Origin of the sequence: Dialister micraerophilus DSM 19965, assembly GCF_000194985.1 — a bacterium.
In the GTDB taxonomy this organism is placed as follows: Bacteria; Bacillota; Negativicutes; order Veillonellales; family Dialisteraceae; genus Dialister; species Dialister micraerophilus.
This window is the reverse complement of sequence record NZ_GL878519.1, coordinates 678,687-704,529: the sequence shown is the minus strand read 5'-3', so window position 1 is coordinate 704,529 and position 25,843 is coordinate 678,687. Positions and strand designations below refer to the sequence as shown.

Here is a 25,843-nt window from a genome sequence, read left to right as displayed (position 1 = left end):
CGGGGATTTTTTTATTTGTTCGGGAAGTTGGGATCTTTTGAGATTTCAACTTTTCCGTAAAGTGTCAAAAATCTGTGAGGGTCGTCATCGTATGAATTTTTTGTGATGTCGTTTGTACTTTCATAGATGCCGCCGAGTTTTATATCCATTATCGAAAGCAAAGTGTTGAATATCAAATCGTTTGTGAAATATGTTTTTTCATGTTCTTTCAATATGTTTATCGTTTCCTTGCGGTTTTGCATATAATCGTCCGAGAATGTCATGAACATAGGTATATATGTCATTTCCGGCACGAAAAGTGTCGCATCGTGTGCAAGTCCCTGATCTACCGCATCGGTATGGTCGGAGAAGTATATTATGCCTTTGAAGTTAGGTATTTCTTTTGCCGTTTCATAAATATTTTTCAAAACTTCGTCCGTATAACGTATGCTGTTGTCGTACTTGTCTATGGAGATGTCGTTTCCTTTGTAGTAATCGTATCCGTCGGGGTATCTTGCTCCGTAGGGTGTGTGGTTTCCCATGAGGTGTATGACGATGAGCATTTTGTCGGTCTTCGGAAGGTTTTTCAGCTCCGTTACAAGATTTTCATCGTAATCTCCTTTACGGTTTCGATTTTTGTCTACTTTTTCGGTCCATTCACGTTTTGTTTCGCCTGCCGTTTCGTTTATGAATTTTTGGTATTTAGCATCCGATGCGATAACGGTAATCGGCGTGTTGAACATTCCGTATTTTCCTTGGTTGCTGAGCCATGCCGTAGTGTATCCTGCAGCATTTGCGACTTCGAGTATCGAGGGCGCTTCTTTCATTTGTATACGGTTGTATTGATTTTTGGCGGTGAGTGCAAATGTGAGTACCTGTACGGTTTGAGTGTGGCACGATCTTGCATGGTCGAAGAATATGAAGTGCGGATCGTTTTTTATACTTGAAAGGAAAGGAGTTGTATCACGATTGTATCCGTATACTTGCATATGGTCACGATTTTGGGATTCGCCTATTATCAGAACGTATACGCCTTTTTCGTCTTTTGCCTGTAAATTTTGCTTGATAAATTGTTTTCGTGCTTCTTTATTTTCGGCAAATTCTCTGTATTTGTCCATGTATTCTTTAGTTTGTATAAAAGGTGCGGCTATCGAGTTGCGTGATGTGTGAAATATCAAAAGTCCGTGTAAAAGTAAAAGTAAAATCGCAATCACAACGGAATATTTCGGAAGATTTGTATTTTTTACAAGTTTTTTATAGGACAAAATTGAAAGTCCTAAGACAATAATCGGAAAAAGTATAAGAAGTCCGTAAATATTTGAGTTGAACATACCTTGCATATATGCAGAAGCTTCGCTGAAGTCGGTTTGACTTATGGCGAGAAAAGTTTCCGGAAGCATCAATTTTTTTGTTATCGTCCAGTATCCCCAAAGAATTGCAACGGGAAGCAATGTAATGAAAAATGTCACGAATGCAGCAAAGATATGTGAAATTTTGTTTTTTACAAATCTTAAAATTATAAGTAAAGGATTGTAGATGCAAAGTGTAAAGCCCGCAAAACGGTAAAAGTCTTGTGCATCATATGTAAGTCCGGAAAATCTGCGGATAAGGTATGCGGATGCAAATAAAACGAAAAGCGGCAGAAGTGTAATCAGGTATGATTTACTTTTACCGAAGTAAAAATATGTGAGTGATACGGAAATTGCCGCATACAGAACATAGCTTTCATTACCGCTGATCGGAGTGTATCCGTTTATCAGTGCGGATATGATAAAAATAAATATGAAACCGATGAAAACGGAAAATAAAAATTTCATCAGATTTTTTAAATTATTTGCGTTTAAAATTTTTTTTATGAAAGTCATATAAAATACCTTTTATTATAATTTTTTTTAAATTCATAACTGATATTTTAATACAAATTTATGAAAAATGCGACAACTGTGGTAATATATAAATATAGATTATTTTCGATATGTTTAAATGAGAATAACGAAAACAAAAACGGAAGTTTGTATTTTCCAATGTGTAATTTTTTGAAAACAAAGATGTAAAAAATGTGTAAAATACGCAGTTATTCACCTTTTTCACATACTTATTCACAGTTTTCCACAAGTTGTGACAATAACAAATTTATAAATTGAAAAAAAACAGTAAAAATGCATTTTTTGTGAATTGTTTACAAGGAGTGTACAAAAATACAGGTTTAAAAATGTGAATAAAATTTTCGTCGTTTTAATTGAGAATAGCAAAAAAACTTTATTTTGTCGAGTTTTTTAAGATGTGGAAATATGAAAAATATTTGTGAATAACTGTGAATAACTTTTTATTTTACAAAATTAAAATGCAGATTTTATTGATTTTAATGTTGTATTTTTTGTAAAAAACACGTAAAAAAAGGAGTTTTTTTATTTTAACGAACAAACTTTCCTGTTTTTGTATTTTCGTTGTGAACAGTTGCGTAAATTTTCTAATATTATAGTTTGATTTGAAAATTTTCCGATAAAGGTTTAAATTATGGGTAGGACTTCGGTATAATTTTTATTCGAAGGTCGGAGGGAGGCGAAAATCATAGAATTCCGACGGTTTAATATAGACGATAAGGAAAGAATAAATGATTTTTTCAAGGTTCATCATTATGAGCAATGTGATTGTTCGTTCAACACATTATTTTTATGGCAAAATTCTTACAATACGATGTGGGCAGAGCAGGACGATATTTTGTTCATACGTGCAGGAAGGGGAACTCAAGTCTATTTCATGCCGCCGTTTGCAAAAGAAGGTGCTTCTTTTTCTCACGGTTTGGAATTAATTCAGCATGAGTTTGATAAAACAGGTCATCCTTTCATGTTGATGGGTGCCTCAAAAGAGGTTGTAGAAAAAATTGAGACGCAAGTACCGGATAAGTATCTTTTCACGCCCTTTCGTGATGATTGGGAGTATATTTACAAGACGAGTGATCTGATCAATCTTTCCGGAAAGAAATTCAGAATGAAAAAGAACCACCTGAATCATTTTTTAAGAGAATATGGTGACTATGTGTATGAACCCGTAAATGATACAAATATGGAGGATGCTCGTAGAGGAATAAGTGAATGGTTCGTGCGTCATGGTGATATTGAAAAAGAGGAAGAGGCCATAAATCTCGCTTTCGACAATTGGAAGGCGTTGGGCTTAAAAGGTGCCGTTATTCGTATTTATGGCAAGGTAGAGGCTTTTACTTGCGGAGATTTGCTTAATGAAAATGTCGCACATATACATTTTGAAAAGGCAAATCCTGAGGTGCGCGGTTTATATCAGGCGATAAACAGAGATTTTATTCTTAATGAGTTCAAAGATACCGAGTTCGTAAATCGCGAAGAGGATTTAGGTATTGAAGGCTTGAGGAAAGCAAAAAACGAGTATCATCCCGATCATTTTGCAGAGAAGTACAATGTCACGCTTAAGTAAAAAAAGTGTGAAGGGATGTGTATCGGATGTCGATGCTTGATTTATTTTTGATTCATTATTTGCAGCGTTTCGACAAAGTTTGTTTTAATGTAAGTTTACATGGAAAAGTTTATAAAATCGGAGAAGGTGAGCCGAAATTTACCGTCAAGGTAAATAAAGATATTCCCAAGAAGCAGTTGTTTTCATCTACTTCGCTTGCGCTCGGAGAAGCATATATGCGCAAGGATATCGAAATTGAAGGCGACCTTTACGAAGCTTTGTATGCAATTTTGAGTCAAACAAATCAATTTTCATTGGACAAGGGTGCTTTGGGCAGTATTCTGCATACATCGGAATCCAAAGCAAATCAAAAAAAGGAAGTTTCTTCTCATTATGATTTAGGAAACGATTTTTACTCTCTTTGGCTCGATCCGTCAATGAGTTATTCGTGTGCTTATTTCAAAAATGAAAAGGATACTTTGGAAGAAGCACAGCGTAACAAGGTGCATTACATACTTGAAAAGTTACATCTTGAAAAAGGCATGAAAATTTTGGATATCGGTTGCGGCTGGGGATATCTTTTGATTGAAGCTGCAAAGAAGTACGGTGTTTCCGGTTACGGTTGTACTTTGAGCAAGGAACAGTGTAAAAAAGGTCGTGAACGTATAAAGGCTTTGGGACTTGAAGACAAAGTACATATCGATCTTGTGGATTATCGTGATTTGGAATCAAAAGGTTTGATGTTCGATCGTATAGTAAGTGTAGGTATGATTGAGCATGTAGGTCGTTCGAATTATTCACTTTATATGGAAACGGCAAACCACCTTTTGTGTGATGGAGGAGTTTTCCTCTTACATTACATAAGCGGTAATACCGAAGGATCGAAAAATCCGTGGATGCGTAAGTATATTTTCCCGGGCGGAACGCTTCCGTCACTTCGTGAAATGATATACCGCGCATACGAGAATGATTTCCGTGTGCTTGACGTTGAAAGTTTACGCAGACATTATTACAAGACTTTGAAATGTTGGTATGAAAACTTCCAAAAAGTTCGTGAAAAAGTCAAGAGTGAACGTGGTGAAGAATTCGTTCGCATGTGGGATTTATACCTCTGCGGATGTGCCGCCGCATTCAAGCTCGGTAATATAGATTTGCATCAAATTCTTATGACAAAAGGTGTAAACAACGATTTACCGATGACAAGATGGTATTAAAAAAATAAAAACGGTTAAGGAAATTGAGTCGTCATTAAAAACGATGAAGATTTATTTCTTTATCCGTTTTTATTTTGCGTTTTATGAAATATTTGTACTTTGTAAAAACATGTCGGATGAAAATATTTGTCTTAAATTTCTAAGTGCATTTGATATTTCAATATGTATTTTGTTTTTGTAAAAAAAAATTACATTTAAAACTGGTATTATAAAATTATTCAATTTTGGCAATTTTAAGATTTCAAAAAATATTTTATAATGTTTTAAGAATGAACGCCATGGGTTCAAAAATACTCTTTGGAGGTATATATGAAACATGAATATGGAAGTTTGCCGCATAATACACAGTGGCTTTGTTTGACTGCACTTATGATGGCGATAAATGTAATTTTAAGTTCTTTCAGTATCCCTGTTCCGGGCGGTCATTTTTATTTTAATGAAATCATTATAACCATTGCCGCAATTTCATTGGATCCGGCAGGAGCGTTTGTCGTTGCGGGTATCGGTGCGTTTTTGGGAGATTTCTTCTTCTATCCGGCTCCGATGTTCGTATCTCTTGTAGTACACGGTATTCAAGGTGTCGTGATTTCGGTGATTGCACGCAAATGCCTTACCGATAAACCGATTGTCGCATCGGTTATGGGTGTTACGGCAGGTCAAATCATCTCATGCATCGGATATTTCTTGGGAAGATCATTCGTATACAGTACTATGGAATACGCAATGATTAAGATACCTTTCGATTTGTTGGAAGGTGTAATTGATTGTGTTATCGGTCTCTTCATTTGTTGGAAGTGGAGTTTCCCTTCAATTGTACAGAGAATTATTATTAAGAAATAAAAAAAAGGCTTACTCAATCGGGTAAGCCTTTTGAATTGCCTGATTTTCTAAAAGTTCTTTTCTTTTTTTCTTCGTATACGGTTTATGTGACGTTCAAAACTTCCGTTTGATATGAATTCGGCAAGCACCAATTGGTCGAATACCGGAACCGTACATGAATAAAAACCTATATTTCTTTCAAATTTTTCCGTCAATCTTTTCGGTATTACCATGTAACCTACACGTATTGACGGTGCTATGGTACGTGAGAACGTATTCATATATATTACCGAATCGGGAGCCAATGAAAACAGTGTGTCTTCAGCTTTTGAAAGTAAGGTGAATTCCGAATCGAAATCGTCTTCAATCAAAATTCCGTTACGTTTTGATGCCCATTTAATGTATTCTCTTCTTTTAGAAGCGCTTGCAGTTACTCCGCTGGGATAACTGTTGTAAGGTGTTACATGCAAAACTTGTGCATTACTTTTTTGCAGCGCCTCCGTTTCTATACCTTCAATGCCCATTTTCAGTTTTTCTATTTTCGCACCGTTTGCCAAGTATACCTGTTCGATTTTTTCGTATGAGGGATCCTCAAGACCGTACAAAACGTTTCGCCTTAAAGCTTGTACCGTAAGTCCGTAGAGGTATTCCGCACCGGCACCGATGAGAATTTGATCTTCATCTACAATTATATCTCTGCTTCGTGCCAGGTACTCTGCAATTGCTCTGCGAAATTCCGGCTGTCCCTTGTTGGGTGAACGGCTCAATATTTTTTCACCGTACATTGTAAGTATACGTCGCATCGTTTTTGCAAGAATTGAAAACGGAAAATCTTCACGTGAATAAAGACGTCCCTGCTCGATTTCTATGTTTTTACGCATTGAAGGGGAAATATTTATCGGCTTTTTTCCCACCGCAAAAGAATTGTCTTCATTGTAAATTACAAAATATCCTCTACGTTGACGCGGCTCTATATATCCCTCTTCCGCCAAAAGTTCATACGCATGCTCAACCGTTATGACACTTACTCCCATTCGTTCGGCAAGCTGACGTTTTGAAGGTAATTTACTTCCGTACTTGTAAACTTTGCCGGTTATCGAACTTCTGATTTTTGTGTACAAACGCATATATGCGGATATTTTCTTATCGTGTTCCATTTTTTACCTCTTAACAAAACAGAATACTTAATTAGAATAATATTATACTTGATAGTAACATAGTATATGTTCAAATTCAAACAAAAGTATATAACCAAATAAAAGCAATTCGTGAAATTTATTTATATATCGATTTAAATATAAGGAAGCGGTGTGAATTATGGTATACTATACTTATACTTGTTGAAATTTGAAAAGGAATAATATGTACATAGAAAAAATAAATACTCCCGCAGATTTGAAAAAGATGACTGCGGAAGAAAAGCAGGCTCTGGTTGATGAAATCAGAACTCTTTTAATTCACAGAATGCCGACAACCGGAGGACATGTAGGACCGAATTTGGGAATGATAGAACCTACGGTCGCTTTGCATGACGTATTTACGATGCCTTACGACAAAATTGTTTTTGACGTATCTCATCAGACATATACACACAAAATACTTACGGAACGTAAAATCGCATTTACCGATCCCGATCACTACTTCGATTTATCGGGATTTACAAGTCCGGATGAAAGTGAATACGATCTTTTTACAATCGGACACACATCCACATCGTTGAGCTTGGCGTTGGGACTTGCAAAAGCACGTGATATGCGTGGAAGTGATGAAAATGTAGTGGCGATTATAGGTGACGGCTCACTCTCGGGCGGTCAGGCACTCGAATCTTTGAGCATTGCCGGCGAACTCGGTACCAATTTAATAATGATAGTAAACGACAACGGAATGTCCATTGCCGAAAATCACGGAGGATTGTATGAAAATTTGAAAAAACTTCGTGAAACGAAAGGCGCTTATCCGTGCAATATTTTCAAAGCGATGAATTTGGATTACATTTTCGTTGAAAACGGAAACAATTTGAAAGAAATCACCGAAGTGCTTAAAAGAGTAAAAAACATTTCAAAACCTGTTGTAATACACATGGTTACACAAAAAGGCATGGGATATGATTATGCCGAAAAAGAAAAAGAAGTATGGCACTACCACCAACCGTATGACGAAAAAACGGGTAAAAACATAAACAACACCCAAATTGAAACGTACACGACACTCACAAGAGATTACATACTTGAAAAGACGAAAAAAGACAAAGAAGTTACGGTAATACTTGCCGGTACACCCAGCGTTGTCGGATTTTGGGACAAAGAACGTAAAGAAGTCGGCAAACAATATATGGACGTAGGAATTGCCGAAGAAGCCGCAGTATCAATTGCAAGCGGAATGGCGAAAAATGACGGCAAACCGCTCCTTGCGATATACAGTTCCTTTTTGCAACGTGCATTCGACCAACTTTCTCAAGATGTATGTATAAACAAAACTCCGATAACAATGCTCGTAAACAACGCATCATTGTACGGAACACGTGACAAAACGCACTTGGGAATATTCGACATACCGCTCATATCACACATACCCGAACTCGTATACCTTGCACCGACAAATGCAAACGAGTACATGGCGATGCTCGAATGGTCGCTTGAAAACAAAAAATTTTCCGTAGCGATAAGAATGCCGGTAGGAAAAACGAAGTACACGAAAAAAGAAGTAAGAAAAAATTATGACGAAATAAATAAATCGGAAATAATACAAGACGGAAATACCGTAGCGATTTACGCACTTGGACAAATGATGACGAAAGGCGAAGAACTTGCCGAAGAAATACAAAAAACGCTCGGCATAAAAGCCACCCTCATAAATCCGATTTACATAACGGGAATTGACGAAAAAATCGCACAAAAAGTAAAAGAAAAACACAAAATAATAATCACACTTGAAGACGGAATAAAAGACGGAGGATACGGAGAAAGAATAGCGGCATACTTTTCATCTACCGACATAAAAGTAAAAATCTACGGATTGGCAAAAGAATTTTTGGACAGATACGACATCGAAGAAATATTGAAACAAAACGGAATGACGGTTCCGCAAATAATTCAAGACATAAAAGAAATTTTATAAAAAAGAACCTCGATTTGAAAACAGATCGAGGTTTTTATTTTGAAAAACGAAAATAAAGACAAATCGTAAAAATATTGAATAAAAAACAAACGTAAAAAAACAATAAAAAACAGCCCTGTTTTTTAAACAAGACTGTATTTTATTTATGATTTATGCAATTTCTCATCGACTTTGAAAAGAACCATACCGATTATACCGGAAATGAGAGAAGCGCAAAGTATGGAAAGTTTCGCAACTTCCAAGTGATGAGGAGTATCCATTGCAAGAGATGCTATGAATATCGACATTGTAAATCCTATACCTCCCAATGCGCCGGTTGCAATCAACTGCAATTTACGTGCTTTGCCGGGAATATCTCCCTTGAAAAGTTTTTTAATAAGCATAACCGCACCGCAAATGCCCAAAGGCTTTCCGACACAAAGACCGAGTATGATACCTATACCGATAGGCGAAAATATATCTCCGATACCTCCGCTTACCGAAACACCGGCATTTGCAAGAGCGAAAACCGGCATTACGAAAAATGAAGACCACGGAGCAAGTGCATGCTCAAGTTTTTCAAGCAGTGAATTTTCACCTGCGGGAATTGTAAATCCGAGCAATACACCGGCAATCGTAGGATGAATACCGGCATTCAGGAAAGCATACCATGCAACAAGTCCGGCAAGAAGGTAAGGAATAAATGATTTTACCTTCATACGATTGAAAATGAAAGCTACAAGCAATGCCGCAAGTCCGGACGCAAGAGCGATGAAAGACACATCGGTACTGTAGAAAAGCGCAATAACGACAATTGCACCCAAATCATCCACAATTGCAAGAGCAGTCAAAAACACCACAAGACCGGGAGGTGCATTACGTGCGACAAGCATTATTACACCGAGTGCAAAAGCTATATCGGTCGCCATAGGAATACCCCAACCGCCGGCAGTCGGAAGACCGGCATTAACTGCAAAATAAAGAATTGCCGGTACAATCATACCGCCTATAGCTGCGGTAATCGGCATAATTGTCGCAGAAAGCGACTTCAACTCACCGTAAAGAAACTCACGCTTGATTTCCATACCTACAACAAAGAAAAAGATAACCATCAATCCGTCATTAATCCAATGAAGGAAAGACATTTCAATTCCGAAAGAAGAGAAACCGAGAGTAATTTCCTGATGAAGTAAATGTTCATAAAAATGTGCGAGCGGAGAATTTGCGATAATAAGAGCCAACACCGCAAAAAACAACAATATCATACCGCCGGCGGCTTCGTGATTTATAAATGAATTAATTAACTTTTTCAAAACATACTCCTTTTTCAAAAAAGGGAAAATCCCGTTAAACAGCAGCTTAATTATATCATAAAAAATAATATATTGATATACTTCAATTTTAGTTATAATAAACAAAAAGTAATATGTATAAAAATTATAAACAAAAAGTCATGAAATAAAAATGCGGAATAAATATTTCAAAAACAAAAATGAAATTGCACTTGAACGTAATGAAAAATAAAAGTATAAATGCAACTAAACGTGTACGAAATATTGTAAATCTTCCAAAAATTAAAGACAATTCAATTTGTTTTGTGTATACTGTATAAAAAGTATTTACAGAAAAAGGAGCATATATGCAAGTTCGCAGAGCAAAAAAAAGCGATGAAAAGTCAATAGAAGCGTTATGGGATTATTGTTTTGAAAAAAGAGGAGAACCGTTTTTTGATTGGTACTTCAACGGAATATGTGACGTGAAAGACGTTTTGATCGGTGAAGAAAACGGTAAAGCGGCATGCAACTTACACTGCAGACCCTATAAAATACGATTGAGAAACGAAATATTCAATGTAGACTACCTTGTCGGACTTGCCACACATCCTGCCGCACGAGGAAAAGGATACGCAAAAGAAATCATACGCTCGGCACTTCGTCTTGCGTGCAAAAAAGGACAGGCGATTACAATACTTATGCCGTCCGATGCATCAATTTACTATCCTTTAGGATTCGGATTTTATGCCTTTCAATGGGAAAGAAGTGCAAGCCCCGAAGATTTGAAAAAAATCTCCGAGCGTGCATTTAAAACTCAAACGATAGAAGATACAAAAGAATGGAAAACACTGGATTTCATATACAGAACATATACAAAAGACTTTGAAGGTTGTACAGTGCGAGATGAAAAAGCATGGAAAAATCATATAGAAGGACAACTTCAAGAAGGATACATTGCAATAATGTATGACGAAGAAAATCCATGCGGATACATTTTCTATGCAATAGTCGAAAACTCCATTATATGCAGCGAAATCGCATTCACAAACGAATACGGCAGACGTGGAGTTTATGCATACATGGCATCACATATAGGACAAGTCGAAAAATGCACATGGTACGAACCGATAAGCGACACATCATACCTCTACTGGAATGACGGCGCTGAACACAAATACATAGAAAACCGTACATTTCCGTTCATGATGATGCGTATAAACGATCCGGTAATGGCAATTGACGGACTTTCGTGCAATCCTTTGCTCGAAGGAAGTCTGAGCTTTATCGTGACGGACCCCTTCCTTTCGGAAAACAACGGAATTTACCATCTTCGTGCAAGAAACGGATATATACACGTAGTAAAAGAAGACGTAATCTATGACCTGAAACTTCACATAGAAGAAATATCCGGACTGAAAATGGGAGACCAAGTACCCGAACCGTATTTTTGCATAAAAATCGGAGACCTTTCACAAATTCTTGCAGGAACGACAGACCTTAAAACACTCTCCGAAAAAGGACGTATAAAATGGTTGACGGAAGAAGAACAAGACAGGAGATCTGCAGTACTTTTCTGTGAAAATATGTTTCCGCATGCAAAAACATGGATAAGTGAATGGTACTGAAAACAATGAAAGAAAAGAAATACTTCACATACATGCTGAGATGCTGCGACAACAGTTTGTACAGCGGATACACAACCGACCTTCAAAAACGACTTGAAACGCACAACGAAGGAAAAGGAGCGAAATACACAAGAAGCAGACTTCCCGTCACTCTGGTATGGTACAAAGAATGGAAAGATGAACACACTGCAAGAAGTGAAGAAATAAAAATGAAAAGACTCACAAAAGAACAAAAAGAAGAAAAATAAAAAAATTCGGAAAGGCGACAGAATGAATACATCTGTATTGAAAGCGAAAAAACTGACGGAAGCATCATTGGCAGCGGCAATATCGGCAATACTCGTACTTTTGAAACTCATAGCACCGTTCTTCGTATTCATTACTATGTTGATATCCCCCGTTCCGATAGCGATAATATGCGCATTCAGCGGAATGAAATGGGGAATTGCGACATCGGTAATAGTAGTACTTCTGGTAAACCTCATCGGCGGACCGGAAATAGGACTCACAACGGCATTCTATGCGGCGGCACTGGGACTTGCAATGGGATACGCATTTCACAAGAAATGGTCCTATGTAAAAACACTGCACATCACCGCACTTGCATACATAATCGAAATGAGTTACAAAATAATATTCTCAATCTACATACTGGGAATAAAAGACATACTTACAACATCTATAGAAAGACTTGTAAAAATAATAAAATTCATTTGGATACCGCTCGCACAAATGACAGGCTTCGATCCGGATCCGGCAAAATCGGTAAATACGACATCCGGAATAATAGCCGTAACGGTAATATTCATAATAAACGCATATTGCTATGCATATTTCAATCAGGAAATAGGAAGAGAAATATACAAAAAACTGAAAGAAGCATTAAGAAGATAAAAAGAACCTTATCGACGATACTCAAAAGAGAAATCGAAGATAAAGTTCTTTTTTTGACAAATTTCAGAAAAATATATACAATGTATTTATGATGTATATGGGAGGTAAGTATGGAACAGGCAACAATTAATTTTCGCATAGATAAAAATATAAAAAAGAATATGGAAAAAGCATGTAAAAGTATGGGACTTACCATGACGGCGGCATTTACTTTATTTGCAGTAAAAGTTGCACGTGAAAATCGAATTCCGTTTATGATAGAAGCGGATCCTTTTTATAATGAAAAAAACATGAAAAGACTTAAAAAATCTATAGAACAACTTGAAAACGGAAAGGGAACAATTCACGAGGTGGAGTTCTATGATTAAATCGTGGTCTGACGAAGCGTGGGAGGATTTCAATTATTGGATAAAACAAGATAAGAAAACATTGAAAAGAATTTTGATGCTGTTGAAAGATATAGACAGAAATTTGTACGAAGGAATTGGAAATCCCGAACCGTTGAAAGGCAATTTTTCAGGGTATTGGAGTAGGAGAATTGACAGTAAAAATCGTATAGTATATAAAATAAAAAACGATACCGTTTTAATAGCACAATGCGGTTCCCATTATAGAGACAAGTAAAAAGAACCTTATCGACGATACTCAAAAGAGAAATCGAAGATAAAGTTCTTTTTTATTTAAGTCTTTATATTTCTAAATGAAAATCATCTGTACGGAAATCATGTAAACAATTGTACCGGCAACCATTGAAATCATCATATTTTTCTTATAAAGATGAACTGCAACCGTTACCACGATACCTATGATTTCCGGTATACCGTAAGGATACTTGCAAACGGGAGTATTTCTCAAACAATACACGACAATCATACCGAAAACCGCACCGGGGAGAACTTTTCCCAAGTACTCCATATAAGGCGGAAGCGGCTTATCCGGCTTGAAAATCAAAAAAGGAACAACTCTGGTGGCAATTGTAACGACGGCACAAATCGCTATAACTGCAATTTGCTGATAAAGGGGCATACTTGTCATTTTTCATACCTCTTTTCAATTTGTTTACGGAAAATTGTAAGTAACGCTACAAGAGCAATCATAGTCGGAATTGTAAACGAATCGGCACCGAAAATAACAAGACAAATCGCCGAAACGAAAAGACCCATGTATGAAGACAACTTACTTCTTTCATTTCTCATATGATTTAAGAATATTACGATAAACAAAGTAACGATTACAAAACTCAAACCGTTTGTATTGAACGTAATGAGATTACTTAAAAGACCGCCGAGAAAAGCTCCGCTCACCCAATATATATACAAAAGCAGCGAAATCCATAAATAAAACCATGAACGATCTACATCCTTGGGAATGCGTGCCGAATAATTCAAAGCGAAAGCTTCGTCACTAAGCCAAAAAAGTAAAAACGGCTTTTTCCTACCTGTTCCACTGTACTTCTCCAAAAGAGAAAGACCGTAAAAAAGATGCCTTGCCTGAATTATAAACGCAATCAAAGCCGTTTCCAAAGGAGCGAAAGAAGAAAGGAGCATTGAAACGGTTACAAACTCCAAAGACCCGCCATAAATAATTGCTGCCATAAGTGTAGGATAAATAAAATTGAATCCCATTGAATGCATATAAACACCGTAAGAAATACCCACAAACCAAAAACCGGCAAAAAGAGGTATAGTATACGGAAAAGCCTCCTCAAAAGCCGTAAATGCCGCACTCTTATGCAATATAACGCCCCCTTCGGTCTGTAAAATAAAACATGAAAGTGCCTACAAGAAAAAAACGATTTATGCACTTTGAACTCAATTGAAAATTTTATAAAACAAGTAAAAACTTTCGTAAAAATGTATATAAAATTGTAATACATTCTTGCAAAACAGTAAAGAGATAAAAATAAAAAACAAAATGAATGTTTACAAAGAAATGTTGTATAATATACACAAAATTGAAAGAGGATAATATGCGAAACTATGACGAAGGACTTCTCGAACCGGCGAAATATTACAGAGAACAATTAAAAGACAAATTCAAAAACGAAACGGAAAAATATTTTGACGAACTCGTAAAAAAATCCGGTTTGAATATGGAAGAAAACAGAAAACTTATAAAAGAATATGACGAACTCTACCAAGACAGTCAAAAACTTTCGAATGCGAAAAAAAGTCGGGAAAATATTTTCGGACTATTTGCACTCTGTCTTTTTATTGCAATCGGAACAGGACTTTGGTTTTACTTTATCGACAAAAATCAAAATCCTATAAACTACATAATTATTTTGATTGTAATAATCTTAAGTATTATAGGAGCGATAAACTTCAAAAAGAAAGCCAAAATTTTCGCAAACCTTTTGCAACAAAAAGAAGAAAACCTCATGCAAAAACAAAGAGAAGCATACAAACAAATGTATCCTTTGAACTCGCTGTTTCATAGAGAAATGACACACTTTCTCATACGAAAAGTAATCCCGTTCATAAATTTGGACTACAACTTCAATATGAAACGCTTTGAACAACTTGTAACAAAATACAACCTATACGAAACGAAAAATGAAGACTACTCCACACTCGATCTCCTCTCGGGAGACATTCTGGGAAATCCGTTCGTATTCATAAAAGAACTCGTACACAGCATAGGCATATACACATACACCGGACAAAGAACAGTATCATACACCGTATACACCACCGACTCACAAGGGAAAAGACACTCAAGAACCGTCTATCAGACACTCACGGCAAGCGTAGAAAAACCCGGACCCTACTACAACGAACAAACGACACTCGTATACGGAAACGATGCTGCGGCAAACCTTACATTCTCACGCATTCCTCATAGCAAAAAAACTACACTCTTCGACATAAAACAAAAAAATTTAAAAATAAGAGAAATGACCACAGACGGAAAAATACAAGGAATGTCAAACGAAGAATTTGATGCGACATTCAACGCACAAAACCGAAACAACGAAGTAGAATTCCGCCTTCTCTTCACACCGCTCGCACAACAAAACTTCAAAGAAATATTTGAAAACTCCCCATATGGAGATGATTTCATATTCAGAAAAAACCGGAAAATAAACGAAATAGAAGCAAAACATATGAGAAACTGGGCAATGGACACAACACCGGAAAACTACATAGACTTCTCATATGATCGAACACGCGAAAAATTCATAAACTACAACTGCGAATACTTTGAGCATATGTTCGCATCATTCATGCCGCTGCTTTCAATCCCCTTGTACCAACAAATGAAATCAAGCGAATACATCTACAAAAAACGCTACAACTATAACTGCAACACATACCTTATGGAAATGCTTGCAAACCTTCTTGACATAAATCTGCTCAAACCGGCAAACGCGGTAAATGTACGAACAATGTTGAAAACACGCATACGAGAAGAAAAAAATGAAAGCGACATCGTAGAAATAACCGCACACTCATACAAAACGAAAACTCACACAGACTACATACCGAGAATGGCGGGAAACGGACGAATTTACTCCGTACCGGTACAATGGGAAGAATACATACCGATACAAAAAACAACACAAATAGAAATAAAAAAAGTAAACACCGACGCAAGCGAAAATGATATTATAAAAATAGCAAACGAATGCGAACTGAACAAAACAAAAGGAAGAAAAATATACAAAGACTACTACACCGCACAAATTTATACGAAAAAGAGGTAAAAAAATGGCAAATCAATTAGACGAAATGAACAGCGAAATAATGAAAGAAGGACGAGAAATACACGTTATACCCAAACAAATCGCAGTAACCGCGACAAGCGGCGAAAAAATATTACCCTACATAGTAATACTCGTAGGAATACTACTCATCGCATACGGAATATACTCCAAAGACTACATAGTAGGAGCAATCGGCCTCGTCATAGGAATATACCCGTGGTGGGCAATGGGAAAAATCAGCGCACACTTCAACGCAATGGAACAAAGAATACAAACGGCAGCATCCGAAATAGACAACTACATGGAACAAAGAGTAATAATACTTGAAAACCTTGCAAAACTCGTAGAAAAATCCATCAATACCGATGAAAAAATATTAACCGATATAGCAAAATACAGAAGCGGAAACTTCACAGACGAAACAAGAAACGAAGCCGACAGAAAAATGAACATTGCAACCAAAAACATAAATATAGCACTCGAAAACTACCCCGAACTCAAAAGCCAAGACACCATACAAGACGCAATACAACAAAACTCATACCTGCAAAGAGAAATCACTGCGGCAAGAACACTCTACAACGATGCGGTAAACACATGGAACAGAGAAATATTCGAATTCCCGCTGAAAAAAATAGTAGCGGCAAAAGAAGGCAGAACAACACGCATACCGTTCATCGCAAACGAAGAAATAAAACAAAAATCAAAAGAAGTATTCTTTTGAAAAAAGAAAAACTGAAAAAATTTTCATAAAAACACAAAAGGACGAACAGCAAACTCGTCCTTTTACATTGCAAAAAATAAAAATTTGAGTGAAATTAAAATAAAAGGTAAAATAAAAGGTAATATGTAAAAAACAGTGTTTATTAGAATATTAATTTACGATAAATAGTAATTTTTGAGAAAAGGTGCAAAAATGAGCAGATTTTATGATAAACTCGAGAACTTACTCAAGAGTAAAGAGAAATATATTGCCGAAGACGGTACACTTCTGAAAGCGAAAGTGTATGAAGATATTCAAACAATGAACAAAGAGTTTATAAAACTTTTGCTTTCCGATGAAGAAATCAAAAAAACGTTTTTTGTTGATGTAGACGGAACTCTTGTGTTCGATAAAAGTAAGACGGCATGGACTGTTGAATCAAAGGAATTTTTACCGGACTCTTATACCGCATATGCAAACAAAATAGGACTTACAGTACATGGAGAATACTTAAGCGGGAAAAACGATGTAGTTTTAGATTTTCCGTATAAAGACTGCATACTCGAAGGCGGACAGACAAAAGACGATCAAAAAAGAAGTGAAATATTTTATAATGAAACACTTGCAATAGATGAAGTACGAAGACTTATGGAACCGAAAGTCTTCACGCATGCTGCGTGGTACAGTGTGGGGGGGGGTAAAACCTTGTAAAACTTTTTCGGAAGATGACAACCTTATCATAAAAGGAAATAATCTGCTCGCACTCGCATCACTTCTGAAACGTTACGAAGGCAAAGTAAAATGTATCTATATCGATCCGCCGTATAATACGGGAAACGACAGCTTTAATTACAACGACAATTTCAATCACTCTACATGGCTCACATTCATGAAAAACAGACTCGAACTCGCAAGAAAACTACTAAGAGATGACGGAGTAATTTTCGTGCAATGTGACGACAATGAACAGGCATATCTAAAAGTGCTTATGGACGATATTTTTGGGAAAGAAAATTTTGTAAATAATATAGCTGTAAAAAATGTCACCATCTAGCGGTGTAAAAAGAAGATTTGCAAATATTAAGTTTATAAAAAATAAAGAATTTATTTTGTTATATAAGAAAAATACTATAAATTTATCTAAAATAAATGATGTAATGAGTGAGTATGAAGTAAATTATACAATTTATTTTGATGGTGAAACTTTTACTTCTTTAAGAGATAAAATAATTAAAGTTTTTGAAAATTATGAAAATATAGATATAAAAAAATATTTTGACTTTAAAGATATAAAAAAATATATACAAAAAAATCATGAAAAAATATATAGAAGAGATAAACCTTCAAAGTGGGCTGTAGATAGAATAGATGAAAAATTTAAGATATTTGAACGTAAAGAAAAAAGTAAATCAAGAAATTATGTTTATAAAGTTTTTAAAGAAAATAGTGATGAATATGAATTAATATTTGATACTGATTCAGGGTATGAAAGAATGGAACCTTTGAGTTGGAAATTTAATGAAGATAAGGAGTTGACTATTTTAAGAGGTGATTTTTGGGATGTAGGCTATGAGAAAGATATGGGAAATATTAATAAAGAGGGAATAAAAGGGTTTGGAGAAGGACAAAAGCCAGAGAGATTAATAAAGGATATTTTGTTATCTTCAACCAAAGAAAATGATATCGTTCTCGATTTTAATTTGGGTTCCGGTACTACCGCTGCCGTTGCTCATAAGATGGGACGTCGTTATATCGGTATAGAGCAGATGGACTATATAAAAGATATTACCGTCGAAAGACTGAAAAAAGTTATCGAAGGTGAACAAGGGGGTATATCGAAAGCCGTAAATTGGCAAGGCGGAGGTTCATTTGTATATTGTGAACTTTTGGAAGACGCACAGTACCTTGTAAATAGAGTGCAAAAGGCGAGCGGACATAATATTTCACAAATAAAAGAAGAAATTTACAATGATAAACGCATTGTGCCGTATATTACTAAAGCTGATTTACAAAAGGCTGAAGAAGAATTTGAAAAGGCATCACTTGAAGACAAGAAGAAAATTTTACTCTCTCTTATCGACAAGAACAAACTCTATGTAAATTACTCCGAAATGGAAGACGAAGAGCGACATGTGTCCGAAGAAGATAAAGTATTTACACGCTCATTCTATGAGGTGCAATGATGGATACGAAATTTTTGTACAAAACATTGGACGCATTGAAAGAATCCGGCAATTTGAAAGATGTTCCATATTTTGTGGAAAGTTCGCTTTCGTCACGTATAAATTTGAGAGATTATCAGAAAGAAGCGTTTCAATATTTCATTACGTATTTTGAAAATGAAAATTTAAGGAAAAACAAACAAGTGCATACACTTTTCCATATGGCGACCGGTTCGGGGAAAACGGTTATAATGGCGGGGCTTATATTGTACTTGTACATGCACGGTTATCGTAACTTTATTTTCTTTGTAAATCAGACGAATATTTTGGAAAAAACTAAGGATAATTTTTTGAATGCTCTTTCATCTAAGTATCTTTTTGCAAATGAACTTGTTTATGCCGGTGAAAATATAAAAATCAATTCCGTTGCAAATTTTTCGCATGTTTCGGAAAATTCCGGAGATATAAATATTTGTTTCCTTACAACTCAAAAATTACACATGGATTTAAGCGTACCGTCGGAAAATTCTCTTACTTATGAAGATTTTGAAAATAAAAAAATCGTTTTTATTTCAGATGAATCTCATCATGTAAATTCAGCGACGAAAAAGAAAACAAAGTCGGAAACGGAAGATGAAAATTCTTGGGAATATTCCGTTTTGCGTGCTTTTTGTGCAAATCGTGACAATATAATGCTCGAATTTACGGCGACATGTAATTTAAAGGATAAAAACGTTCTTGCAAAGTATATAGATAAGATGATTTATAATTATCCTTTGAAAGAATTTCGTAAGTCGGGATATACAAAGGAGTTTGACAATTTCCGTACAAATTCCACTTTGTGGCAACGCGCATTGATGGCAATTATTATGAGCGAGTACAGAAAGTATCTTTTTGCCGATGCCGGTGTGAATGTAAAGCCGGTCGTACTTTTCAAGTCGCAAATAATTAAAGAGTCCAAGGCTTTTTATGTAGAATTTTTTGAAAAATTGAAAAATCTTTCGTCTACCGATATCGAAGAACTTTATACGGTAGGTATCGGGAGTCTGAGGAATGCTTTGGACTTTTTCAATCAAAGGGACAAGACTTTTGCATTTCTTATAAATTCCTTGCAGGATTCTTTTGATGAAGAAAAATGTATTATTATGAACGGAAACGATGACAATACCGTAAAAAAGCAATTGCTTGTAAATTCACTTGAGGATAAAGATAATAATATTCGCTCCGTTTTTGCTGTAGATATGCTCAATGAAGGTTGGGACGTTTTAAATCTCTTCGATATCGTGCGTTTGTACGATACACGTCAGAGCGGTAAGAAAATTTCTCCTTATACTATAAGAGAAGCTCAGCTTATCGGTCGTGGTGCGAGATATTGTCCGTTTCAATTAGACTGTTCTCAAGAACGTTTCAAGCGTAAATATGATTATGATTTGGATAACAAGTATCGCATTCTTGAAACGATGTATTTTCATTCAAAAGATGACTCGAAATATATTGCAGAACTTAATCGTGCATTGGTTGAGAGCGGTATGGCGGATGAAAAGCCGATTATAATAAAAAATATTTTGAAAGCATCATTTATGGAGTCGGATTTTTACAAAAAAGGCGTAGTTTTTTCAAATAAACGAATACCTAAAGACAGAAGCAATATTACCGAATTGGAAGATAATTTTAAAAACAAGCCGTATTTTTATAATGTTCCTGATTCACAAGGAAAAATCTCAAATTTGTTTTCCGTAAGATTGAAAAAAAGGCAAGAGAACGGTAAGAGTAAAGTTTTCAAGTTTTCCGAAATTCCCTACAATATTTTATGCGGAGCTTCGGAGTGTTATCGTGAGCTTCGTTTCAATGTATTGAAAGAAAAATATCCGCATTTGAAATCGGTACGTGAGTTTTTAACCGGTGAGAAATACTTGGGAAATAATTCGTTGGAACTGTGTTATTCTTTAGATTTTACAAGTCGAGATATTTTCAACGGTCTTGTAAAAGAGGCGTTTTCCGATATTTCGTCACGTATTTTGAATTTGAAACCGGAGTTTGAAGGAAGTCGAGAGTTTTATCCGCATAAATTGTCCGATATTATACGTAGCAAATCGATACAGCTTTCTCATATTGATGAAAACGGGGGTAAGGGCGAATCGCAAAATGAAAATTCCAATGAAAAGTATCAAATGAATTTATTTAATAATTCATGGTTTGCATTTGAAGATAATTACGGTACAAGTGAAGAAAAACTTTTCGTGAAACGTTTCGATCAATTTATAAGACCGAAGATTCAAGAAAAGCAATTGAATTTTTATCTTATACGCAATGAGCGTGTGCCGGAGCTTGCGATTTATTCATTTGCAAACGGTAATCGCTTTGAGCCGGATTTCTTGCTTTTTATTGAACGTAAAAATAATTACGGCAATGATAAAAATTACCAAGTATATATCGAACCGAAGGGTGAACTGTTTTTTGGAAAAGATAATTGGAAAGAAAAATTTTTACTTGAAATAGAAGAGAAACATGAAGTTTTGCATAATGCATTAACTGTAAATTCCGATTATACGATAATAGGTATACCGTTTTTCAACAGTAAAAAATCTCAAGAGTTTGAGAAAGCACTTCTTGAAAAGATTGAGAAGTTATAAGAATTTGATTGTTTGAATGCGTGAGTGATTTTGTTTTGAAAGGACGTATGAATTTATTTTGTACGTCCTTTTGTGTTTTTACAAATATCTTTGTTTTTTTGATGTGCAATTTGAGTTTCGTTTTTTATTTGGAATTTTCTTTGTTGAAATTTTTGTGTATGTTTTTATTTGTGCATGTTTTATATAAGGTTTTATAGTGCATTTTGTTGTGCGTGGTATTTTTTTGTTTATTGTGTTATTATTATTTCAGTATGTTTATGGGAAAGAGGTTCATTTGATAAATATTTTTTTAGCAAATAACGTTTTTCGTTTAAAATTTAATATGAAAAAACAGAATGTCAATTTATTCTAGAAGTTGACATATATTTGTCGTGGTGGTAAAATATTCTTTTGTAATGAATTTTATTTTGCAGAAAGAGGTTTACAGATAAAAAAGCAAGGTTTATAGTGTGAGGACCTTGCTTCGTTTTTTCATCTGATATCGGTGTTGTGTAGAAAGGGTGAGGCACGGAATGCCCAAGAGCAAAATGTTCAGACCTGTTCAGGTCGGTAAGAGAAAGAGATATACTTACGCGAGGTCGCAAGAGGTTCTGGAAATGCCCCATTTGTTGGATCTTCAGACTCGTTCTTATGATTGGTTTAAGGCTGAAGGTTTGAAGGATGTATTTGCGGATATTTCTCCGATCGAAGACGGTGCACATAAGTGGGCACTGTATTTCGGTAGTTATTCTTTCGGTGAGGAAAAATATAATATTGAGGAATGTAAGTCTCGAGATGCGACTTATTGTGCTCCGCTTCATGTGCAGGTGCGTTTGGTAAATAAGGAGAGCGGTGAAATCAAGGAACATGAGCTTTTCATGGGTGATTTCCCGATTATGACCGATACCGGTACATTTATTATCAACGGTGCGGAACGTGTTATCGTTTCTCAGCTTGTTCGTTCTCCGGGTGTGTATTACAAGAAAGAGTTGGATACTTTCGGTAAGGAAATTTACAATGCGCAGATTATTCCTAATCGCGGTGCTTGGATTGAACTTGAGACGGATGCCGGCGGTGTGATTTCCGTACGTATCGACAGAAATCGTAAGATGCCTGTGACCGTACTCGTTCGTGCGTTGGGTTATTCTTCGAATGATGAAATTTTGAATTTGTTCGATCACGATATTCATATTATCAAGACTTTGGAGAAGGATTCGACTACTTCTACCGAAGAGGCTTTGCTTGAAATTTACAGAAAGCTTCGTCCGGGTGAACCGGCTACCGTTGAGAGCGGTACTACTCTTTTGAATAATTTCTTTTACGATCCTCGCCGTTATGATTTGGCGAAGGTTGGACGTTATAAGTTGAATAAGAAGTTGTCTTGGAAGAATCGTTTGCTCGGCAATCGTACCGAGGGACCGATTGTAAATACCGAGACGGGCGAGATTGTTATCGATGCCGATTCTTATATCGACAAGGAAGCTATAGAGCTTTTGGATAAGAGCGGTGTTTTTGCAAATACCGATCAGGTTGAGGTTATGACTCAGAAGGAAGACGGTACTCCTGTAAAGGTTATTTGTTCTTCCGGTAACAGAGAGGATAATTTCCGTATTTTGGAACGTGCGGATATTATCGCTTATATCGATTATCTTTTGAATATGATGCAGGGTTACGGTTCCGTGGATGATATAGATCATTTGGGAAATCGTCGTGTTCGTTGTGTGGGTGAGTTGCTTCAGAATCAGTTCCGTATAGGTCTTTCCCGTATGGAGCGTGTTGTTCGTGAGCGTATGACTACTCAGGATCAGGACAAGATGACTCCTCAGGTGCTTGTAAATATTCGTCCGGTTGTTGCCGCTATCAAGGAATTTTTCGGCAGCAGTCAGTTGTCTCAGTTTATGGATCAGACGAATCCTTTGGCGGAGCTTACTCATAAGCGTCGTCTTTCGGCTTTGGGTCCGGGCGGTCTTTCTCGTGAACGTGCAGGTTTCGAAGTTCGTGACGTGCATTATTCTCACTATGGACGTATGTGTCCGGTTGAAACTCCTGAAGGTCCTAACATCGGGCTTATTTCGTCTTTGTCCAATTACGGTATTATCAACAAGTACGGTTTGATTGAAACTCCGTATCGTCTTATAGATAAGAAGGCTCATCGTGTAACGAATGAGTGTAAGTACTATACTGCGGATGTTGAGGATTCTCTTGTAATTGCTCAGGCGAGTGAACCTTTGGATGAAGAGGGACGTTTTGTACATAAAAATGTAGCAAGTCGTCATGGTGCGGATGTTTTGGAAGCAGATTCCGCAGAAGTTGATTTGATGGACGTTTCTCCTAAGCAGGTCGTTTCTATCGGTACGTCTTTGATTCCTTTCTTGGAACACGATGACACGAACCGTGCATTGATGGGTGCGAACATGCAGCGTCAGGCCGTTCCGCTTTTGCGTCCGGAAGCTCCTCTTGTAGGTACCGGTATGGAATGGGTTGCAGCTCAGGACTCCGGCGTTTGTCTTTTGGCAAAACGTTCCGGTGTGGTTGAAAAAGTCACAGGAAAGAAGATTATCGTGCGTGCGGATAACGGTGAGCTTGATACTTATGAGCTTACCAAGTTCTTGCGTTCAAACCAGTCTACCTGTATAAACCAGCGTCCTCTTGTTTACAAGGGAGATCGTGTTGAAACCGGTTCGACTTTGGCTGACGGTATGGCTACCGACGGCGGTGAACTTGCATTGGGTCACAACGTTTTGGTTGCGTTCGTTTCTTGGGAAGGTTACAACCACGAAGACGCAGTTTTGATTTCAGAACGTTTGTGTAAGGATGATTTGTACACTTCAATTCATATTGAAGAATACGAATGTGATGCCAGAGATACGAAGCTCGGCGAAGAAGAAATTACACGTCAGTTGTCTTCCGTAAGTGAAGATGCCGTTCGTTACTTGGATGAAAACGGTATTATTATGGTCGGCGCAGATGTACGTCCGGGGGATATTTTGGTAGGTAAGGTTACTCCTAAGGGTGAAACCGAACTTACTCCGGAAGAACGTCTTTTGCGTGCGATTTTCGGCGACAAGGAACGTGAAGTGCGTGATACATCTCTTCGTGTACCGCACGGTGAATTCGGTAAAGTTGTCGATGTCAAGGTATTTACACGTGAAAACGGAGATGAATTGGCTCCGGGTGTAAATAAGCTTGTACGTGTTTATATAGCTCAAAAACGTAAAATTCGTGAAGGTGACAAGATGGCAGGTCGTCACGGTAACAAGTGCGTATGTTCACGCATTTTGCCGGTAGAAGATATGCCTTTCACTCCGGACGGTCGCCCTGTGGATTTGGTATTGAATCCGTTGGGTGTTCCTTCCCGAATGAATATCGGTCAGATTTTGGAAATACACTTGTCTTGGGCATGTCACATGCTCGGTGAAGAAATCAAGAAAAATCCGAAGGAAGTTGAAAAGAGACTTCGTGCTTTGGGTTACGATTTCGACAAGTACGGAATGCCCGAACCGGATGAATCCGGAATTCATATCGCAACACCGGTATTTGACGGTTGTCGTGATGAAGATTTGGCTGCAACTTTGAAAGCTGCAGGTTTACCGGAAACGGGTAAGAGTGTTATCTATGACGGACGTACCGGCGAGAAGTTGGACGGTCCGGTTACAATCGGTTGGAAGTACATGCTTAAACTCCACCACTTGGTAGATGACAAAATTCACGCACGTTCCACAGGTCCTTACTCACTTGTTACACAGCAGCCGCTCGGAGGTAAAGCTCAGTTCGGCGGACAGCGTTTCGGTGAAATGGAAGTTTGGGCATTGGAAGCATACGGTGCGGCATATACATTGCAGGAAATTTTGACAGTTAAGTCCGATGATGTCGTAGGACGTGTAAAGGCTTACGAAAAGATTGTAAAGGGTCAGAATATTCCTTCTCCGGGAGTTCCGGAATCGTTCAAAGTATTGATGAAAGAATTGCAGTCAATCGGTTTGGATGTTCGTGTATTGAATGAAAACGGTGACGATGTAATTTTGAAGGAATTGGACGAAAACGAATATGATTCCGGCAATGAGCATGAAAAGCTTTATAAAGCTCCGGAAGAAAATAAAGAAGAAAAAGAAGATATAAAGAAACTTATTGAAGGTGATGATGCGCTCATTCACTCACGCTCGGTATTTGAAACAGGTATGTCGGGTGAAAATGTTGTAGAAAACAACGATGTGGCATCATTCAACGATGTGCAAAATATGGATACGGATGCGCCGTCGGACGGCGGATTCGTACCGGGTGATTTTGAATCTGACGACGGTCAGGATTCATAAGTACGGAAAGGGGTGCT

At 36.9% G+C, this 25,843-nt stretch carries 21 protein-coding genes; 16 read left to right on the top strand and 5 right to left on the bottom strand.

The genetic code is table 11. The annotated features are described in order from the left end of the window. Positions 1 to 11: 11 nt before the first annotated feature. The gene (locus HMPREF9083_RS03315) at positions 12 to 1,844 is read right to left on the bottom strand and encodes a phosphoethanolamine transferase (RefSeq protein WP_007555988.1); all 1,833 of its coding nucleotides are present in this window, start codon (positions 1,842 to 1,844) and stop codon (positions 12 to 14) included. A gap of 703 nt (positions 1,845 to 2,547) precedes the next feature. Here HMPREF9083_RS03315 and HMPREF9083_RS03310 point away from each other — a divergent pair. The 3 genes from HMPREF9083_RS03310 to HMPREF9083_RS03295 all read left to right on the top strand — a co-directional run bounded on the left by HMPREF9083_RS03310 (position 2,548) and on the right by HMPREF9083_RS03295 (position 5,462). Continuing rightward, positions 2,548 to 3,429 carry a DUF2156 domain-containing protein gene (locus HMPREF9083_RS03310; protein ID WP_338084857.1) on the top strand — a complete coding sequence of 294 codons (882 nt, stop codon included), beginning with the start codon at positions 2,548 to 2,550 and terminating at the stop codon, positions 3,427 to 3,429. Positions 3,430 to 3,455: 26 nt separating this feature from the next. Next, positions 3,456 to 4,622: a class I SAM-dependent methyltransferase gene (locus HMPREF9083_RS03305; protein ID WP_007555984.1), complete on the top strand. Its 1,167-nt coding sequence runs from the start codon at positions 3,456 to 3,458 to the stop codon at positions 4,620 to 4,622. A 309-nt stretch (positions 4,623 to 4,931) separates the two neighbouring features. Next, a complete protein-coding gene (locus HMPREF9083_RS03295) occupies positions 4,932 to 5,462 on the top strand; it encodes an ECF transporter S component (protein ID WP_007555982.1) in 531 nt (176 codons plus the stop codon). A 47-nt stretch (positions 5,463 to 5,509) separates the two neighbouring features. Here the strand turns inward: HMPREF9083_RS03295 and pdxR are convergent, their stop codons facing one another. Further along, positions 5,510 to 6,598 carry a MocR-like pyridoxine biosynthesis transcription factor PdxR gene (gene pdxR / locus HMPREF9083_RS03290; RefSeq protein WP_007555980.1) on the bottom strand — a complete coding sequence of 363 codons (1,089 nt, stop codon included), beginning with the start codon at positions 6,596 to 6,598 and terminating at the stop codon, positions 5,510 to 5,512. A 205-nt stretch (positions 6,599 to 6,803) separates the two neighbouring features. On the opposite strand from pdxR, the gene HMPREF9083_RS03285 reads away from it, so the two are divergent. After that, positions 6,804 to 8,558, top strand: coding sequence for a 1-deoxy-D-xylulose-5-phosphate synthase (locus HMPREF9083_RS03285; protein ID WP_007555979.1), 1,755 nt, complete (start codon positions 6,804 to 6,806; stop codon positions 8,556 to 8,558). A gap of 143 nt (positions 8,559 to 8,701) precedes the next feature. On the opposite strand, the gene nhaA is transcribed toward HMPREF9083_RS03285, so the two are convergent. Further along, a complete protein-coding gene (nhaA, locus tag HMPREF9083_RS03280) occupies positions 8,702 to 9,850 on the bottom strand; it encodes a Na+/H+ antiporter NhaA (RefSeq protein WP_035062642.1) in 1,149 nt (382 codons plus the stop codon). Positions 9,851 to 10,176: 326 nt separating this feature from the next. Between nhaA and HMPREF9083_RS03275 the strand changes: the two genes are divergently transcribed. The 5 genes from HMPREF9083_RS03275 (at position 10,177) to HMPREF9083_RS03255 (ending at position 12,954) form a co-directional block, all read left to right on the top strand. Further along, entirely contained in the window at positions 10,177 to 11,436 is a 1,260-nt protein-coding gene (locus HMPREF9083_RS03275) for a GNAT family N-acetyltransferase (protein WP_007555974.1), read from the top strand. Continuing rightward, a complete protein-coding gene (locus HMPREF9083_RS03270; protein WP_007555973.1) occupies positions 11,427 to 11,684 on the top strand; it encodes a GIY-YIG nuclease family protein in 258 nt (85 codons plus the stop codon). Before HMPREF9083_RS03275 ends, HMPREF9083_RS03270 begins: the two co-directional genes overlap by 10 nt. Before the next feature lie 22 nt (positions 11,685 to 11,706). Beyond that, the gene (locus tag HMPREF9083_RS03265; RefSeq protein WP_007555972.1) at positions 11,707 to 12,330 is read left to right on the top strand and encodes a DUF2232 domain-containing protein; all 624 of its coding nucleotides are present in this window, start codon (positions 11,707 to 11,709) and stop codon (positions 12,328 to 12,330) included. A gap of 110 nt (positions 12,331 to 12,440) precedes the next feature. Then, complete coding sequence (locus HMPREF9083_RS03260; RefSeq protein WP_007555971.1) at positions 12,441 to 12,698, top strand: type II toxin-antitoxin system RelB/DinJ family antitoxin; 258 nt, start codon at positions 12,441 to 12,443, stop codon at positions 12,696 to 12,698. Continuing rightward, positions 12,691 to 12,954 carry a Txe/YoeB family addiction module toxin gene (locus HMPREF9083_RS03255; RefSeq protein ID WP_007554638.1) on the top strand — a complete coding sequence of 88 codons (264 nt, stop codon included), beginning with the start codon at positions 12,691 to 12,693 and terminating at the stop codon, positions 12,952 to 12,954. Before HMPREF9083_RS03260 ends, HMPREF9083_RS03255 begins: the two co-directional genes overlap by 8 nt. Positions 12,955 to 13,026: 72 nt before the next feature. Here the strand turns inward: HMPREF9083_RS03255 and HMPREF9083_RS03250 are convergent, their stop codons facing one another. Then, positions 13,027 to 13,365, bottom strand: coding sequence for a branched-chain amino acid transporter permease (locus HMPREF9083_RS03250; protein ID WP_007555970.1), 339 nt, complete (start codon positions 13,363 to 13,365; stop codon positions 13,027 to 13,029). Continuing rightward, complete coding sequence (locus tag HMPREF9083_RS03245) at positions 13,362 to 14,066, bottom strand: AzlC family ABC transporter permease (protein ID WP_007555969.1); 705 nt, start codon at positions 14,064 to 14,066, stop codon at positions 13,362 to 13,364. The genes HMPREF9083_RS03250 and HMPREF9083_RS03245 overlap by 4 nt, the downstream gene beginning before the upstream one ends. A 233-nt stretch (positions 14,067 to 14,299) precedes the next feature. Between HMPREF9083_RS03245 and HMPREF9083_RS03240 the strand changes: the two genes are divergently transcribed. The 7 genes from HMPREF9083_RS03240 (at position 14,300) to rpoB (ending at position 25,826) form a co-directional block, all read left to right on the top strand. Beyond that, a complete protein-coding gene (locus HMPREF9083_RS03240) occupies positions 14,300 to 16,036 on the top strand; it encodes an MAG1210 family protein (RefSeq protein ID WP_050784958.1) in 1,737 nt (578 codons plus the stop codon). Between the two features lie 4 nt (positions 16,037 to 16,040). Further along, positions 16,041 to 16,760, top strand: a complete 720-nt coding sequence (locus HMPREF9083_RS03235) for a LemA family protein (RefSeq protein ID WP_007555967.1) — start codon at positions 16,041 to 16,043, stop codon at positions 16,758 to 16,760. 192 nt (positions 16,761 to 16,952) lie between these two features. Next, the gene (locus HMPREF9083_RS06585) at positions 16,953 to 17,450 is read left to right on the top strand and encodes a site-specific DNA-methyltransferase (protein WP_007555966.1); all 498 of its coding nucleotides are present in this window, start codon (positions 16,953 to 16,955) and stop codon (positions 17,448 to 17,450) included. Next, positions 17,425 to 17,793, top strand: coding sequence for a DNA methyltransferase (locus HMPREF9083_RS06580; RefSeq protein WP_035062640.1), 369 nt, complete (start codon positions 17,425 to 17,427; stop codon positions 17,791 to 17,793). The genes HMPREF9083_RS06585 and HMPREF9083_RS06580 overlap by 26 nt, the downstream gene beginning before the upstream one ends. Continuing rightward, positions 17,780 to 18,922 (top strand): DNA methyltransferase, encoded by a 1,143-nt coding sequence (locus HMPREF9083_RS06140; RefSeq protein WP_007555964.1) that lies wholly within the window; start codon positions 17,780 to 17,782, stop codon positions 18,920 to 18,922. Before HMPREF9083_RS06580 ends, HMPREF9083_RS06140 begins: the two co-directional genes overlap by 14 nt. After that, positions 18,922 to 21,534: a DEAD/DEAH box helicase family protein gene (locus HMPREF9083_RS03215; RefSeq protein ID WP_035062798.1), complete on the top strand. Its 2,613-nt coding sequence runs from the start codon at positions 18,922 to 18,924 to the stop codon at positions 21,532 to 21,534. The genes HMPREF9083_RS06140 and HMPREF9083_RS03215 overlap by 1 nt, the downstream gene beginning before the upstream one ends. A 527-nt stretch (positions 21,535 to 22,061) precedes the next feature. After that, a complete protein-coding gene (gene rpoB, locus HMPREF9083_RS03210; protein ID WP_035062796.1) occupies positions 22,062 to 25,826 on the top strand; it encodes a DNA-directed RNA polymerase subunit beta in 3,765 nt (1,254 codons plus the stop codon). The last annotated feature ends 17 nt before the right edge of the window (positions 25,827 to 25,843 follow it).